At 63.0% G+C, this 14,405-nt stretch carries 15 protein-coding genes; 10 read left to right on the top strand and 5 right to left on the bottom strand.

Annotated elements, in window-relative coordinates; translation table 11 throughout:
• Nucleotide 1: 1 nt before the first annotated feature.
• Entirely contained in the window at nucleotides 2–571 is a 570-nt protein-coding gene (locus R6254_RS07850) for a YceI family protein (RefSeq protein ID WP_318405762.1), read from the top strand.
• 151 nt (nucleotides 572–722) lie between these two features.
• Here R6254_RS07850 and R6254_RS07845 read toward each other — a convergent pair whose 3' ends face one another.
• A complete protein-coding gene (locus tag R6254_RS07845; RefSeq protein WP_318405760.1) occupies nucleotides 723–896 on the bottom strand; it encodes a hypothetical protein in 174 nt (57 codons plus the stop codon).
• Complete coding sequence (locus tag R6254_RS07840) at nucleotides 889–1,329, bottom strand: hypothetical protein (protein ID WP_318405758.1); 441 nt, start codon at nucleotides 1,327–1,329, stop codon at nucleotides 889–891. Before R6254_RS07840 ends, R6254_RS07845 begins: the two co-directional genes overlap by 8 nt.
• A 533-nt stretch (nucleotides 1,330–1,862) precedes the next feature.
• Between R6254_RS07840 and R6254_RS07835 the strand changes: the two genes are divergently transcribed.
• Nucleotides 1,863–2,669 (top strand): hypothetical protein, encoded by an 807-nt coding sequence (locus R6254_RS07835; protein WP_318405756.1) that lies wholly within the window; start codon nucleotides 1,863–1,865, stop codon nucleotides 2,667–2,669.
• 179 nt (nucleotides 2,670–2,848) lie between these two features.
• On the top strand, nucleotides 2,849–3,511 hold the full coding sequence (locus R6254_RS07830; protein ID WP_412103129.1) for a hypothetical protein: 663 nt from the start codon (nucleotides 2,849–2,851) through the stop codon (nucleotides 3,509–3,511).
• 104 nt (nucleotides 3,512–3,615) lie between these two features.
• Here R6254_RS07830 and R6254_RS07825 read toward each other — a convergent pair whose 3' ends face one another.
• From R6254_RS07825 to R6254_RS07815, 3 genes are read right to left on the bottom strand one after another with little or no spacing between them, the layout of a single operon-like run.
• The gene (locus R6254_RS07825; protein ID WP_318405754.1) at nucleotides 3,616–4,440 is read right to left on the bottom strand and encodes an ABC transporter permease; all 825 of its coding nucleotides are present in this window, start codon (nucleotides 4,438–4,440) and stop codon (nucleotides 3,616–3,618) included.
• Nucleotides 4,441–4,463: 23 nt separating this feature from the next.
• Complete coding sequence (locus R6254_RS07820; RefSeq protein WP_318405753.1) at nucleotides 4,464–5,417, bottom strand: ATP-binding cassette domain-containing protein; 954 nt, start codon at nucleotides 5,415–5,417, stop codon at nucleotides 4,464–4,466.
• 41 nt (nucleotides 5,418–5,458) lie between these two features.
• On the bottom strand, nucleotides 5,459–6,286 hold the full coding sequence (locus R6254_RS07815) for a siderophore-interacting protein (RefSeq protein ID WP_318405751.1): 828 nt from the start codon (nucleotides 6,284–6,286) through the stop codon (nucleotides 5,459–5,461).
• A 233-nt stretch (nucleotides 6,287–6,519) separates the two neighbouring features.
• Here R6254_RS07815 and purT point away from each other — a divergent pair, with 233 nt between their 5' ends.
• The 7 genes from purT to tcuB all read left to right on the top strand — a co-directional run bounded on the left by purT (nucleotide 6,520) and on the right by tcuB (nucleotide 14,405).
• Entirely contained in the window at nucleotides 6,520–7,746 is a 1,227-nt protein-coding gene (purT, locus tag R6254_RS07810; RefSeq protein ID WP_318405749.1) for a formate-dependent phosphoribosylglycinamide formyltransferase, read from the top strand.
• Between the two features lie 11 nt (nucleotides 7,747–7,757).
• The gene (locus R6254_RS07805) at nucleotides 7,758–8,861 is read left to right on the top strand and encodes a mechanosensitive ion channel family protein (protein WP_412103128.1); all 1,104 of its coding nucleotides are present in this window, start codon (nucleotides 7,758–7,760) and stop codon (nucleotides 8,859–8,861) included.
• 95 nt (nucleotides 8,862–8,956) lie between these two features.
• Entirely contained in the window at nucleotides 8,957–9,889 is a 933-nt protein-coding gene (locus R6254_RS07800) for a LysR substrate-binding domain-containing protein (protein WP_318405747.1), read from the top strand.
• Nucleotides 9,890–10,019: 130 nt separating this feature from the next.
• Complete coding sequence (locus tag R6254_RS07795) at nucleotides 10,020–10,775, top strand: SDR family NAD(P)-dependent oxidoreductase (protein WP_318405746.1); 756 nt, start codon at nucleotides 10,020–10,022, stop codon at nucleotides 10,773–10,775.
• A 58-nt stretch (nucleotides 10,776–10,833) separates the two neighbouring features.
• Nucleotides 10,834–11,826, top strand: a complete 993-nt coding sequence (locus R6254_RS07790) for a Bug family tripartite tricarboxylate transporter substrate binding protein (RefSeq protein WP_318405744.1) — start codon at nucleotides 10,834–10,836, stop codon at nucleotides 11,824–11,826.
• A gap of 22 nt (nucleotides 11,827–11,848) precedes the next feature.
• Nucleotides 11,849–13,258, top strand: coding sequence for an FAD-dependent tricarballylate dehydrogenase TcuA (gene tcuA, locus R6254_RS07785; protein WP_318405742.1), 1,410 nt, complete (start codon nucleotides 11,849–11,851; stop codon nucleotides 13,256–13,258).
• Nucleotides 13,245–14,405, top strand: coding sequence for a tricarballylate utilization 4Fe-4S protein TcuB (tcuB, locus tag R6254_RS07780; RefSeq protein ID WP_318405740.1), 1,161 nt, complete (start codon nucleotides 13,245–13,247; stop codon nucleotides 14,403–14,405). The genes tcuA and tcuB overlap by 14 nt, the downstream gene beginning before the upstream one ends.

Below are 14,405 nucleotides of genomic sequence, written 5' to 3'. Positions count from 1 at the left end.
CATGAAAAAGTTGTTTGCCGCATTGCTCTGTGTGGGGGCGCTGGCGCCCGCCCTGGCGGCGGTCGATGTGTACGAGGGCGACCCCGATCACACCTTCGCCTGGTTCGAGTTCAACCACCTGGGCTACAGCATGCAACGCGACCGGTTCGATAAAGTGGATGCGACGGTCACGCTGGACCTGGAGAACCAGGTCGGCAACGTGGAGGTGGCCATTGATGTCCAGTCGGTCAGCACCGGCTCGCGTATGTTTGACCAGGTGTTGCGCAGCGAGACGTTTTTTGACGCCAACAAGTTTCCCCAGATCACCTTCAAGTCCACACGCCTGAGTTTTGGCAAATTCGATGACGTCATAGCCGTTGAAGGCATCCTGACCGTCAAGGGCATCAGCCGGCCCTTGACCCTGACCGTGACCCACTTCAAATGCATGATGCATCCCATGTTGCGCAAACCGGCCTGCGGGCTCAACGCCACCGGCAAGGTCAGCCGCAGCGACTTCAACCTGGGCCGTTTTGTGCCGCTGATTGGTGATGAGATCACGCTGCATGTGTCCATGGAGGCACTCAAGCGTTGAAACTGGAAACCGAATTCGGGTGCGCCGCACTGCCACGCAAAAGGTGAACTGCTCCGAGTGACCCGTGTGTGATCGGGTGGTCGTTGCCAGCGGCATCTGCGCGGCCTGATGGCCTGCATATGAACACCAGGAAGCACCTGGCTGGTTTTGCTCATTTCATATGCATTTCAGACCTCCAGCCCGCATGGGGCAGACGCAGGTAGCTATTGAATAGATAGCTGATTGGTGCCGACCCCGTTGGCCCGGGCGTCGTCAGGGCTGGGAGGTGGGCGGCGCCCAGCACCAGCGCGCCAAGCCAGCCCATGTGGTTGCGGGGCTCAATCATGCGGCTCTCCCTCCGGAGGCGGGTGCGCAATCGCCTGCAGCCTGGCAATCTGTTCGTTGATCTGTTTGATCCTCGCGTTGAATCTGGCGCAAACAGCCTGCCTCGATTTTTCGAGAGCTTCGAGCTGGGCTGCCGTTGGATCCACGTCTTCCGGTTTGGTATCGGAGCCCTCGCTTGGGCCAATCAGTGCCTGGTATTCGCTGCCCAGGTCACTTAGGGCCGAGTCCACGATGAAGTTGGCAGCCGGGTCATAAATTTGGGGCGGGCAGCTGAACGCGTCATCCACCAGCGGGACGGGGCGGACCACAAACGGCTGATCGCTGGTGTACGGTTGCTCGGGACCGGTCAGAGGCCGCGAATCGATGGTAGCGTCGCGCTTGGACACGGATGGCTGATGCCTTCGTGCAGAGGTCCGGACCTTGCCGTGCTTCATGGATTGACCTCCCTGGTTGAGGCCGGCACCCGACCCGGCATTGGCACGAATTCATCCTGGGCCTGAAAACAGATAAATACAAATATCGTTCCTTCAGGAAGCATTTCCTGGCCTTGAGAAGTTATAGCCTGTCGTCCCCCAGACGGGAATCCACCAAACAGGGGAGGCTGTTCAGCCGGGTTTCCGTGCCACTGACAAGTATTGGAGAAGGCTGAATCAGGGAGGCTCCAGCCTCCCCAACCGTCCATTCCGGCTTGTCAGCCAGGCACGAAATTGCATCTTCGGTAATCAGGCATATTTGTATCTAATGTGTCGTAAAGTAAGAGTCCGTCGGCGCTGCTGGTTGACGGGCCGGGCGCCCGGAGAAACCGAATCTTCAGCGGCCCCTCCTGCAGCGACTCCATCTGCTGCTGCAGTCTCCAGACCGGGTCGTTTCGGCAGTCGTGATTGACCGGCAGGGGGGCCTTTTTTCTGACGCGGGTGGCACGTCGGGTTGTCATCCCCCTACAATCTATACGTGCCAGGCAAGGCACATGTTCCATCAAGGGCGGGACTCCTTCTTCATGGAGGCGAGGATGTTCAAACCAAAGACGATGCGTATGCGATGCACCGCAATCACGGTACTTGCAGGTCTTGTGATGTTTGGTGCAGCAACGATCGCCGGCGCGCAGACCGATTGGCTGGCGCTCTGCAGCAAGTGCGTCAACCCGACGATCTTTTCGAAGTCGGGCATCGGTACGGCCAGGGCCGTGGCCGAGGCGAGGATCACGCGTGCCGAGGTTCAGGGCTGGTGCGCCAACTGGCAGCCCGACGACAAAAACTGTGTGAAGGACCAGCTTGCGGCTGAGGACCTGAACAAGGTCTATCGGGCCACGGCCGATTGCACGGCCGGGCGCATCACGCCGATTGATGGCAAGACCTATACGTTAGCCGGCATTTGGGACAACCGCGACATCGGCGCCGGCCGTAGCAAATGGCGCGATGCTGCGGGCAAGATGGTCGGGCGCGACAACGCCAGCGGTGGACTGGGCATTTCACAGCAGTGGGAAGTGCTGTGTCCGACATCGGGCAAAGGCGCGAAAGCCGCGTCTGCTCAGCCGGGACATGCGCAGGCGAGTAGAGCGGCCGGCGCTGCGCGCCAGGCGGCCCAGAGCCTGCCAGCCGCGGAGTTCGCAGTGGGCCAGATCGTCCAGGCCAGATACGGCCGTGAATGGATCCGGGCACGGGTCATTCAAGTCAGGCAGGTCGACGGACCGCGAGGCCCGGAGATCAGCTACGACGTCAGTCTGGAGAACGGAAAACGCGGGGTGGTTCCGGCGCGCATGCTGCGGGCACCGTAGCCCGGTCCGAGCCTGTTTTGGGCGCAATCCGCACCTCACTTCGCTGCTCGACAGACCCCACCCCCTACGCGGGCAGCGCCTGCGGGTGCTTGTTGCATCGGCACTTGAATCGCGTGGGCGGTCGGAGTATCGTGCACGCTCACGCCCATTTTGCAAACCCGCCACTCAAGGAGACCGCCATGCACCCACGTATGAAACTCGCCCTTTTGGTCCCGGTCCTCGCAGCGCTGGGCGCCTGCGGGTCCATGTCCTGGATGTCGCAGAGCCCGATGAGCTTCTTTGTGACCAGCACCAACCCGGGCAAGGGCGGCGACCTGGGCGGACTGGCCGGTGCTGATGCCTATTGCAAGCAGCTTGCCAGCACGGTTAATGCCGGCGGCAAAAACTGGCGTGCCTACCTCAGCACCACGGCCAGCGCCACCAGCCCGGCGGTCAACGCACGTGAACGTATAGGCCGCGGCCCCTGGCAAAACGCCAAGGGCGTGGTGGTGGCGACCCATGTGGATGAGTTGCATGGTGCCAACCAACTGAGCAAACAAACGGCGCTGAGCGAAAAGGGCGAGCTGGTCAGCGGCAGTGGCGACCCGGTCAATATGCACGACATGTTGACCGGCTCCACGCCGGACGGCCGCGTGGCGATGGCGGCTGGCGACACGACCTGCGGCAACTGGACCGAGAGCGGCGCGGGCTCGGCGATTGTGGGTCATCACGACCGCAAGGGTCTGGACGACTCCGCTGCGGCCAAGTCCTGGAACGCTTCCCACGCCACACGCGGCTGCAGCCCGGACCTGCTCAAGGCGACCGGCAGCGCCGGGCTGTTTTATTGTTTCGCCGCAAATTGAAGGGTGGATGAAACGCTATTTAATCGATAGCTGCTTGCGCCCGTCCTGACTGGGCTAGAGCCCGATTTTTCTTAAGAAAACCGGGCTGGCGCTGCTGGGCGGCCTTAACTCCGAAAGCGCTTGCGTGTCAGCGCCAGCGCGACCCAGAAGGCCAGCACGGTGTAGACCACCAGCACCAGGCCATGCCGCGCGGGTGCGGCCGGCCACTGGTCCATGAACAACGGGCGGATGATCTCGACCGCGTTGGTCAGCGGCAGCCAGTCGGAAATGATGCGCACCACGGTCGGCAACTGTTCACGCGGGAAAAACACGCCGCTCAGAAACATCATGGGCGTGAGCACCAGGGTGAAGTAGTAGGTGAAAAAATCGTAACCCTTGGCCAGCGCGTTGAAGATCAGCGCAATGCAGGAAAACATCATGCCGACCAGCAGCAAGATCGGCCAGGCCAGCAACAGCTTGGGACTGTGGCTGATACCCAGGGCCAGCATCACGCCCAGGATGGCGGTGACGGTGAACAGCGCCTTGAAGGCGGCCCACAACATCTCGGCCAGCAACACGCTGTCCAGGCTGACCGGCGCGTTCATGATGCCGTCCCAGGTCTTTTGCACATGCATGCGTGAAAACGCCGAATACAGCGCTTCGAAACTCGCCGCGTTCATCGCGCTCATACAAATCGAGCCGCTGGCCAGAAAGAGGATGTAGGGCACGGCGGTACTGCCGACCTTGATCTCGCCGACCAGCGCACCCATGCCGTAGCCAAAAGCCACCAGCCACATCAGCGGCTCGGCAATGTTGCCGATCAGGCTGGGAATGGCCAACTTGCGCCAGACCAGCAGGTTGCGCATGAAGACGGGCCACCAGCGGCTGGACAGGTCCGGCTTGCGCCAGATGGATTGCCCCCCCCCATTCGGTGCTTCGGTGGTCGACATGGTGGGGACTTCCTGTTGGGACATCACGCATCCTCCCTGATCTGGCGGCCTGTCAGTTTGAGAAACAGGTCTTCCAGGTTGGCGGGACGGTGCAGGGTGCGCCAATGGACGTGTGCGGCCAGCCGGTCCAGCAAGGGACGTGCGTCCTGGGTGTAGAAAAACACGGTTTCACCGCTGACCTCCACGCGCGCGGCCAGCGCACGCAAACCGGCGTAGTCCGCGGCTTCGGCCAGGGCCAGCGCACCGACGCCATACACCTCGACCACATCGGGCTCCAGGTGTTGGGCGATCAAGGCCTTGGGTTGGCCTTCGGCGATTTTTTTGCCATGGTCCAGCACCAGCAGGCGCGAACACAGGCGTTCGGCCTCGTCCATGAAGTGGGTGGTCAGCAAAATCGACTTGCCCTGCTGCAGCAGCAACTGCAGGCGCTCCCACATCAGGTGCCTCGCCTGCGGGTCGAGTCCGGTGGTGGGTTCGTCAAGCAGCAGCAGTTGTGGGTCGTTGACCAGGGCGCGCGCCAGGCTCAGGCGCCGCCGCATGCCGCCCGACAACTCGCCGGGTTTGCTGTTCGCTTTGTGCGACAGCGAGGCAAACGCCAAGAGGCTGGGCACACGGGCGCGAATTTGCGCCGCACGCATGCCGAAATAACGGCCATAGACCTGCAGGTTTTCGGCGCAACTGAAGTCCGGGTCCAGCGTGTCGAACTGGCTCACCACGCCTAGTTTGGCCTTGATGGCCAGCGCGTCCTGGGGCATACGCAAACCGGCGCTCTGGCCGTTCAGATGGTAGGAGATGGCGCCGGCGTCGGGTGTCGCCAACCCCAGGCACATGCGCAGGGTGGTGGTTTTGCCAGCGCCGTTGGGGCCTATGACGCCCAGGCATTCGCCGGGCGCGATTTCAAACGACAGGTCGTCAACCGCCACGGCTTGGCCATAACGTTTGCTCAGGCCCCGGATCTCGACAAGAGGATGGCGCATGGGCCTATTGTTGCCCATCCCGGATGTTGGATGGACAGGTCTTAGCTGTCGTCGCCGTAGTCGTGGTCGGGGTGGTTGACCTCGTCGAGTTTCCAGTAGCCCCGGCCCACGATCTGGCTGCGCGGGATGCCCAGCGCGTCGGTCAGCAGCTTGCGCAGGCGGCGCATGGCGGCGGCTTCGCAAGCCAGGTAGATACGTGCGTCAACCGGGATGGTCGGCAGGGCGCGCAATGCTTTTTCGAGCGGCAGACCGGCGGCGCGGTGGTCATTGCCGCGTGGCAGCCACATCACCTCGAGTTGCGCGGCGCTGTGCAGCGGGCGCTCCTCGGCGGCGGAGATCACCTCCAGCAGCACCAGGGCGCGGGCGCTGGCAGGCAAGGCGGCCAGAATGGTTTCCACGGCCGGCAGCGCGCTGTCGTCGGCAATCAGCAGGTGTTGTGTGGCTTCGGCATCCAGCGTGTAGCCGGGCCCGGGCCCCATGAGGAACAAGACCTGGCCGACCTTGGCCTGCGCGGCCCAGGTCGAGGCCGGGCCTTCGCCGTGCAGCACAAAATCGACGTCGACTTCCAGCGTCTCGGGCCGGACCGCCAGCGGCGTGTACGTGCGCATGGACACCGCGCGCGGGCCGTCGGGCAGGGGGCGCGTCGGTTCGGTTTGTCCGGGTTCCGGAAAGATCAGCTTGAGGTAGCTGGCCGGGCCGGCGGGTGCGAAGCCTTCGAGTTCCGCGCCGGTCAGTGTGATGCGGCGCATGGCCGGGCTCAAGACTTCGACGCGGCTGACTTCCACTCGCCGTGGCGGCCGGCGTTTGCGCGCCGGCGCCGGGCTGGAGACATCGCTGGGGGAGGGGGCTGCTGGCGTTGTTGGGGTCACAAGCGACTTTCTAAAGAAAAAGACGAAAAAAAGACGGATGGGTTAATGCGAACGATTGTTATCCTAAGCGCCTGGGCGGCTGATTTGTAAGGTTAAATTCCGGGCGGCGCGCTGGATGTGGGGGGTTGAGCCGTCGGCGCTGGGCCGGGTGCAGTAAAGTGTTTGCTGCGGCGTCTGGCGCTATCCCTTGCGCCCGTCTCTTGACCCTTGTTTCTTCACTTTCGGTACATCCCATGACTACATTCGGCACCCCCTTGTCTCCCCATGCAACCAAAGTCATGCTGCTCGGCTCCGGCGAGCTCGGCAAGGAGGTGTTGATTGCCTTGCAGCGCCTGGGCGTGGAAACCACGGCCACCGACCGTTATGACAACGCGCCCGGCCAGCAGGTCGCGCACCATGCGCGCACCATCACCATGAGTGATCCGGCGCAGCTCAAGGCCTTGATCGAAAAAGATCGGCCACATCTGGTGGTGCCCGAGATTGAAGCCATTGCCACCCCCATGCTGGAAGAGCTCGAAGCCGCCGGTGTGGTGCGTGTGGTGCCCACCGCGCGGGCCGCGCGCCTGACCATGGACCGCGAAGGCATACGCCGTCTGGCCGCGGAAACCCTGGGCCTGCCAACCAGCCCGTATGTGTTTTGTGATTCGCTGGCCGAATTGCAGGCCGCGATCGACAGCAAAATTGGCTACCCCTGCGTGGTCAAGCCGGTGATGAGTTCGTCGGGCAAGGGCCAGAGCAAAATTTCCGGCCCCGCCGATGTGGCCGCCGCCTGGGACCACGCGATGGCCGGCGGGCGTGTCAGCCATGGCCGCGTGATTGTTGAAGGTTTCATAGATTTTGATTACGAGATCACCCTGCTGACCGTACGGGCCATGGGCGCCAACGGTCAGATCGAGACCCATTTCTGCGAGCCCATCGGCCATGTGCAGGTCAGCGGCGATTATGTGGAAAGCTGGCAGCCGCAGCCCATGGCAAGCACCGCGCTGCAAAAGAGCCGCGACATCTGCAAGGCCGTCACCGACAACTTGGGGCTGGGACATGACGGCCAACCGTCGGGCCTGGGCCTCTACGGGGTGGAGTTGTTTGTCAAAGGGGACGATGTCTGGTTCAGCGAGGTCAGCCCGCGTCCGCACGACACCGGCATGGTGACGATGTGCACGCAGTGGCAAAACGAATTTGAATTACATGCGCGCGCCATCCTGGGCCTGCCGGTCAACACGGCCTTGAAAAGCCCGGGTGCCAGCGCCGTGATTTACGGCGGCGTGGATGCACAAGGTGTGGTGTTTGACGGGGTGGCCGAGGCGCTGCGGGTGCCCAACACCGACGTTCGCCTGTTCGGCAAACCCGAAAGTTTTGTCAAACGCCGCATGGGCGTGGCGCTGGCCTTTGATGCCGATGTGCAAACCGCGCGTCAACATGCCAAGCTGGCTGCGTCGAAAGTCAGGCCCCGCGTCGCTTGACGGCGCTTCCCATGAATTTTCCTGAACTGATGGACCTGTTGGCCTGGGCGGACAATTCGTCGCTGCGTATCCTGTTGGTCGCGGTGCTCGCCGTCGCGCTGGCCTTGGGGGTTCATCGCGTGGGCTCGGCCCTGGTGCTACGCCTGACACGTTCCATGCCGGTGGCGGCCACGGTGGTCCGTCACTGCCAGGCGCCCGCCCGCTTGTTGCTGCCGCTGATCGCGCTGCAGGCCGTCTGGCAGGGCGCGCCCGATGATTTTCCCTTGATCGCCGGTGTGCGCCATGTCAATGGCCTGTTGCTGTTGCTGGCGCTGACCTGGCTGGGCATGCGTGCAGCACGTGGGGTGGCGCAAGGCGTGATCAGTTTGCACCCGGTCGATGTCGAAGACAATCTTCAGGCCCGCCGCATCCATACCCAGACCCGCATGTTGGCCCGCACGGCCATGTTCATGGTGTTGCTGACCGGGCTGGCCCTGATGTTGATGACTTTCCCGGGCGCGCGCCAGTTTGGCGCCAGCCTGCTGGCTTCTGCCGGCGTGGTTGGGCTCATCGCGGGGATTGCGGCGCGTCCGATTTTCAGCAACCTGATCGCCGGGCTGCAGATTGCGCTGGCACAGCCGATCCGGCTCGACGACGTGCTGGTTATTCAGGGCGAATGGGGCCGGGTCGAAGAAATCACCGGCACTTACGTGGTGCTGAAAATCTGGGATGAACGCCGACTCGTCATTCCGCTGCAGTGGTTTATCGAAAATCCTTTCCAGAACTGGACGCGCAAAAGCGCCGACATCATAGGCACGGTCTTTTTGTGGGTGGACTACCGCATGCCGCTGGCGCCACTGCGTGCCGAAGCGCAGCGCGCCTGCGAGGCCTCGCCCGACTGGGATCGGCGGCTGTGCAAGCTGCAGGTGACCGAAGCCGGCGACAGCGCCATCCAACTGCGCTTGTTGGTGACCTCGGCCAGCTCGGGCCAGAACTGGGACCTGCGTTGCCATGTGCGCGAGGCGCTGGTGGAATTTATGCAACGCGAGTATCCACAACACCTGCCCTTGATGCGCGCGGAACTGAGCCGGATACCGGCGCCAGAGCAAGTCGCAAACACGCCGCCAGGCACCTGACACGGCGTCCCAGCTGAGCCTGTTCCGGGATCGGCCCGTGCGATGATCACGGGCATCACAAAAAGTGATGATCCAACCCGCGTGAAGGAATGTGTATGGAACTGCGCCAACTGCGCTACCTGGTCCGGGTGATAGAACTCGGCAGCATCAGCCGGGCCGCGCTGGACCTGGACCTGGTGCAATCGGCGCTCAGCCAGCAAATCAGCCGGCTTGAAAGCGAGTTGTCGACCCGTCTGCTGCAGCGCAGCCCCAAGGGGGTGACACCGACCGAGGCCGGGCTGGCTTTTTTTCGCGAAGCGCAACTGGTGCTGCGCCATGCGGAGCAAGCGGCGCGTGCGGCGCAGCACTCGCGCCTGTCGGGCAGCGTCAGCGTGGGCATGGCTCCCACCACTGCCGCCGTGCTGGGCCTGCCGCTGATTCGTGCCATGCGTGAACGGTACCCCGACGTGCGCCTGCACATGGTCGAAAGCCTGTCGGGCCATTTGACCGGCATGCTCAACGCCAGGCAGCTGGACCTGGCCATGTTGTTCAACACCCAGGCCGGTCGCCGCTGGAGTGTGATGCCGCTGCTGGAGGAAAAATTGTTTTTGATCCAGTCACGCCGGACCCTGGTGGGCAAACCGCTCAAACGTATCAGTGTGGCGCAGCTGGCTGGCGTGCCGCTGATCTTGCCCACGGGTGTGCACGGTTTGCGCAGCACGCTGGAAGGCGCTTTTGCCCGGGCCAAATGCAAACCGACCCTGGTGGCGGAGATTGACTCGCTGGCCATGCTGATGGACGCGGTGGACAGCGGCCTGGGCCACACCTTGCAGCCCTGGGCGGCGGTGAGTCGTTTTGCCGATGCGGCGCAGCGTTTTCATTTGACGGAAATTTCCGACACGCTGGCACGCCGCGCGAATGCCTTGTGCAGCCTGTCGGACGATGAACTTTCGCCCGCCGGTCTGGCCGCGCGTGTGGTGCTGACCGATTGTGCGAACGAGGCGGTGCGCTCCGGGCGTTGGGTCGGGGCGCGGCTGGTCAGCGTGTGAGTGTGGCAGGCTGAGGCCGCAGCCATCACGATTCGTGATGGCCGTATGCCGTCTGCCTGCTTTCTCAAGCTGGGGTTCAGCGTTAGATTTCGGGGCTAACGCTTTCAACCGTCCGCCACGAGGAAACACCATGGATTTGCAACTGAGAGAAAAAACAGCACTGGTCACGGGCGCCAGCACCGGCATAGGGCGGGGCATTGCGCTGGCTCTGGCAGCCGAAGGCGTGAGGCTGGCGATTTCAGCCCGGCGTGTTGGGCTTCTCAACGAAGTGGCCGACGAAATTGTCAGCCGCGGCGGGCACAGGCCGGTGGTCATCGAATCCGACCTGTATGCCGAAGATGCCGCCAAAACCCTGACCGATGCCGCGCTGGGCGGCCTGGGCGGCGTGGACATCCTGGTCAACAACGCGGGCGGCTCACGCTCTTTCGCCGATCTGCATGTCAGCGAAGACCGCTGGCAGGAAGCCATCACCCTGAATTTTCATCGCCCGCGCCAGGTAGCGCAGGCCTTGCTGGACCAGATGATCGCGCGCAACTGGGGCCGCATCATCAATATCACCGGCAAGAGCGAGCCCGACCATGTCAATGGCGCGTTTTGTGCCAAGGCCGGCATCCACAGCTGGGCCAAGGGTTTGAGCCGCATGGTTGGCAAGAATGGCATCACGGTCAACAGCATTCCGCCCGGGCGGATTCATTCTGAGCAAATTTTCCGCAACTACACGCCGGAGTACCGCCAGTGGCAGTGTGACAACGAAATTCCTGTGGGCCGTTATGGCGAGCCGGAAGACCTGGCCAACCTGGTGTGTTTTCTGTCCTCGCCCCTGGCCAGCTACATCACGGGTGCGGTGATTCCTGTCGATGGGGGCTTGCGCCGCTACCAGTTCTGAAGGCCGGGCCTGCGGGCGAAAAATTTCGCTGAGAGACATAACGACAAGGAGACAAAGCATGATGAACGATTCAATGTCACGGCGCAGCCTTTTGCAGGTCGCTGGCCTGGGCGCTTCGGCGCTGCTGCTGCCCGCAGCCATGGCCCAAGCAGCCTGGCCGTCCCGGGCGGTTCGTTTTGTGGTGCCGTTTGCGCCTGGGGGCACCTCCGAAATTGTCGCCCGCTCCGTGGCCGCCGAACTCAGCAAGCAGCTGGGGCAAAGTGTGTATGTCGAGAACAAGCCGGGCGGGGCCGGCACGGTGGCGATGCAGGAGGTGGCGAAGTCGACGCCCGATGGCCACACCCTGATCCTGGGCCATGTGGGCACCCTGGCCGTCAACCCCTACATGCTGAAAAACCAGCCCTATGACGTGAACAAGGATTTCATGCCCGTGACCTTGCTCGCCAAGGTGCCCAATGTGTTTGTGATCCATCCCGACGTGCCGGCCAAAAACTTCCAGGAGTTTGTGGCTTATGTGAAGAAGAACCCCGGCCAGCTCAACTACGGCTCGGCCGGCAATGCCAGTGCCGGCCATCTGGCGATGGAGTACCTCAAGCTGGTGACCGGCATGTTCATCACACACATTCCTTATCGAGGCACCGGCCCGCAGTTGACGGATTTGCTCTCGGGCCGGACCCAGGCTTCTTCGGCCGGTTTGCCTGCCTTGAGTGCGCATATCAAAAGCGGCAAGCTGCGCGCCATTGCCGTAGGCACCCAGCAACGTATTTCGGCCATGCCGGAGGTGCCCACGGTGGCCGAGATGGGTTTCAAGAACTTCGAGACCTCGCAGTGGTACGGCATTCTGGCGCCCGCCGGCACACCGGCCGATGTGGTCAAACGCCTGCAGGAAGAGTCGCTCAAAGCGCTGAAGTCCTCGGCGGTGACCGTCCGTTTTGCGACGGACAACGCGGTGGGCGGCGGTGGGCCGTCGAGTGAGTTTGCCTCCTTCATCACGAGCGAACAGAAGGTCTGGAGCGACATTGTCAAACGCGCCGGTATCCATGCCGATTGAGAAAAACTGAGAGTCGTTGTAAATGTTTGATGTCCTGGTCATAGGCGGTGGCAACGCCGCCTTGTGCGCCGCGCTGATGGCGCGTGAAGCCGGCGCTTCGGTGCTCTTGCTTGAGTCGGCCCCGCGTGCATGGCGCGGCGGCAATTCCAGCCACACGCGCAACCTGCGCTGCATGCACGATGCGCCGCAAGACGTGTTGATTGAGGCCTACCGGGAAGAGGAGTACTGGCAGGACTTGCTCAAGGTGACCGGTGGCCTCACCAACGAACAGCTGGCCAGGCTCACCATTCGCGCCTCGTCCGATTGCCGCGACTGGATGCGCAGCCACGGCGTGCATTTCCAGCCGCCGCTGTCGGGCGCACTGCATGTCGCGCGTACCAATGCTTTTTTCATGGGCGGTGGCAAGGCGCTGGTGAATGCCTATTACCGTAGCGCTGAAAAGCTGGGCGTGAAAATTCGTTATGAAGCGCCCGTGGATCGCCTGGAGATCCAGGACGGCCGTTTTGTCGCCGCCTATGTTGGCGATGAGCGGATTGAAGCCAAAGCCTGCGTGCTGGCCGCCGGCGGGTTTGAATCCAACCGCGCCTGGCTGCGCGAGGCTTGGGGCCAGACCGCTGCGGGGGAATGGCCGGCCGACAACTTCCTGATTCGCGGCACGGCCTTCAACCAGGGGGTGCTGCTCAAACACATGCTGGACGACCACCGGGCCGATGTGATTGGTGATCCGACGCAGGCCCACATGGTGGCCATCGACGCACGTGCGCCCTTGTACGACGGCGGCATTTGCACCCGCATCGACTGTGTGTCGCTGGGTGTGGTGCTGAACCAGCAGGCCCAGCGTTTTTACGATGAGGGTGAAGACTTCTGGCCCAAACGTTACGCCATCTGGGGCCGTCTGGTGGCGCAGCAGCCGGGCCAGACCGCTTATTCCATCATCGATGCCAAGGCCATAGGTCGCTTCATGCCACCGGTGTTCCCGGGCGTGGTGGCCGACAGCCTGCCCGAACTCGCTCGCAAGCTGGGCCTGGAGGAGGCCACCTTTATGCAGACCCTGAATGACTACAACGCCGCCTGCCGTGTCGGCACTTTTGACCACACGGCGCTGGACGACTGCCATACCGATGGGGTGGCGCCCGCCAAGACCCATTGGGCCCGGCCGTTGGACACCGCGCCTTTCTACGGTTATGCGCTCAAGCCCGGCATCACCTTCACCTACCTGGGCCTCAAGGTCAACGATCAGGCTGCGGTGCATTTTGGCGGCCAGCCCAGCGACAACCTGTTTGTGGCCGGCGAGATGATGGCCGGCAATGTACTCGGCAAGGGTTACACGGCGGGGGTTGGGATGTCGATTGGTACGGCATTTGGCCGCATTGCCGGCGCCCAGGCTGCGCAAGCAGCTATCAAAACAGGAGCGATTTGTGCAACAGCTTGAAGCCCTGACCCGCGACGCCCGCGCGCTGGCACTCGGCGAATTTCCCCTGACGTCTTATGAAACCGAAGTCAGCCGTCAGTTGCAGATCTGCAATGCCTGCCGTTATTGCGAAGGTTTTTGCGCGGTCTTTCCGGCCATGACGCGGCGCCTGGAATTTGGCAAGGCCGACATCCACTACCTGGCCAACCTGTGCCACAACTGCGGCGCTTGCCTGCATGCCTGCCAATACGCGCCGCCGCATGAGTTTGCCGTCAACGTGCCGCAGGCCATGGCCCAGGTGCGTGGTCAGACCTACGCCGACTACGCCTGGCCACCCGCGCTGGGTGCGCTCTACAAACGCAATGGTCTGACCGTGGCGCTGGCGCTGGCCGCCGGGCTGGCCTTGTTTCTGGTGCTGGCTGTGTGGCTGCAAGGCAGCTTGTGGCATGCGCCGCTGGCAGGAAATTTCTACGCCATCTTTCCGCACAACCTGCTGGTCTTCATGTTCGCGCCCATCTTTTTGTTTGCGACGCTGGCCCTGGGCCTGGGGGTGCGCAAGTTCTGGCGCGATGTGTCCCCCGGCGAGGCCAGCGGACCGGCCGTGGCCGAAGCGGCCGGGAATGCCTTGCGCCTGACTTACCTCGACGGCGGCCATGGCGAGGGCTGCAACAACACGGACGATGCCTTCACCTTGTGGCGCCGGCGCTTTCACCACCTGACCTTTTATGGCTTCATGCTGTGTTTTGCCGCGACGGGTGTGGCCACGCTGTACCACTACCTGCTGGGCCAACAGGCGCCGTATGCGCTGAGCAGCTTGCCGGTGCTGCTGGGCACGCTGGGCGGCCTCGGTTTGCTCGCCGGGCCGGCCGGCCTGTTCTGGCTCAACCTGAGGCGCCATCCCCAACATGGCGACGCCGCCCAGAAACCGATGGACCGCGGTTTTATTGCGCTGCTGTTTTTCACCAGCCTCACCGGCCTGGCCTTGCTGGCCTGGCGGGACACCCCGGCCATGGCCTTGTTGCTGGCGATCCACCTGGGCGTGGTGATGGCCTTGTTTTTGACGCTGCCGTATGGGAAATTTGCGCACGGCATTTTCCGCAGCGCGGCCCTGCTCAAGTGGGCGATTGAAAAACGTTTGCCCAGCACGCTGAAGCTGGGGGACGATTGA

It is taken from the genome of Polaromonas potterensis (assembly GCF_033446725.1).
Classification (GTDB): domain Bacteria; phylum Pseudomonadota; class Gammaproteobacteria; order Burkholderiales; family Burkholderiaceae_C; genus Polaromonas.
This window is presented reverse-complemented; position numbering and strand designations above follow the sequence as displayed.

Excerpts from the sequence above, each read along its gene's own strand:
- R6254_RS07850 (WP_318405762.1), top strand. The coding sequence starts at position 2 with ATGAAAAAGTTGTTTGCCGCATTGCTCTGTGTGGGGGCGCTGGCGCCC.
- R6254_RS07845 (WP_318405760.1), bottom strand. The coding sequence starts at position 896 with ATGATTGAGCCCCGCAACCACATGGGCTGGCTTGGCGCGCTGGTGCTG.
- R6254_RS07840 (WP_318405758.1), bottom strand. The coding sequence starts at position 1,329 with ATGAAGCACGGCAAGGTCCGGACCTCTGCACGAAGGCATCAGCCATCC.
- R6254_RS07835 (WP_318405756.1), top strand. The coding sequence starts at position 1,863 with ATGTTCCATCAAGGGCGGGACTCCTTCTTCATGGAGGCGAGGATGTTC.
- R6254_RS07830 (WP_412103129.1), top strand. The coding sequence starts at position 2,849 with ATGCACCCACGTATGAAACTCGCCCTTTTGGTCCCGGTCCTCGCAGCG.
- R6254_RS07825 (WP_318405754.1), bottom strand. The coding sequence starts at position 4,440 with ATGTCGACCACCGAAGCACCGAATGGGGGGGGGCAATCCATCTGGCGC.
- R6254_RS07820 (WP_318405753.1), bottom strand. The coding sequence starts at position 5,417 with ATGCGCCATCCTCTTGTCGAGATCCGGGGCCTGAGCAAACGTTATGGC.
- purT (WP_318405749.1), top strand. The coding sequence starts at position 6,520 with ATGACTACATTCGGCACCCCCTTGTCTCCCCATGCAACCAAAGTCATG.
- R6254_RS07805 (WP_412103128.1), top strand. The coding sequence starts at position 7,758 with ATGAATTTTCCTGAACTGATGGACCTGTTGGCCTGGGCGGACAATTCG.
- R6254_RS07800 (WP_318405747.1), top strand. The coding sequence starts at position 8,957 with ATGGAACTGCGCCAACTGCGCTACCTGGTCCGGGTGATAGAACTCGGC.
- R6254_RS07795 (WP_318405746.1), top strand. The coding sequence starts at position 10,020 with ATGGATTTGCAACTGAGAGAAAAAACAGCACTGGTCACGGGCGCCAGC.
- R6254_RS07790 (WP_318405744.1), top strand. The coding sequence starts at position 10,834 with ATGATGAACGATTCAATGTCACGGCGCAGCCTTTTGCAGGTCGCTGGC.
- tcuA (WP_318405742.1), top strand. The coding sequence starts at position 11,849 with ATGTTTGATGTCCTGGTCATAGGCGGTGGCAACGCCGCCTTGTGCGCC.